Below are 240 nucleotides of genomic sequence, written 5' to 3'. Positions count from 1 at the left end.
ATTCGTCCCGGTCAGTACCACCGTGGTCCCACCTGCTACCGGTCCGGCGTTGGGCGCGATGGTGGTCAGGGTCGGTACCGCGACGTAGGTGTAGGAGACGCCATTGCTGGTGCCGCCGGTCGTGGTGACGGTAACTGTGACCGTTCCGGCCGCACCTGCCGGTGCGACGGCGGTGATCTGTGTTGCGGAATTGACGGTGAACGATGTCGCGGGTGTGGCACCGAAATTCACCGCCGTCGC

The 240-nt window shown here is 65.4% G+C and carries 1 protein-coding gene; it reads right to left on the bottom strand.

The features are described from left to right. The coding region (locus tag IRT45_RS36510) for an IPT/TIG domain-containing protein (RefSeq protein WP_228536062.1) at window positions 1-240 on the bottom strand (240 nt) is incomplete at both ends.

It is taken from the genome of Nocardia sp. BSTN01 (assembly GCF_015354405.1).
In the GTDB taxonomy this organism is placed as follows: Bacteria; Actinomycetota; Actinomycetes; order Mycobacteriales; family Mycobacteriaceae; genus Nocardia.
The sequence above is the reverse complement of the archived record's forward strand: the minus strand, read 5'-3'. Positions and strand labels throughout refer to the sequence as shown.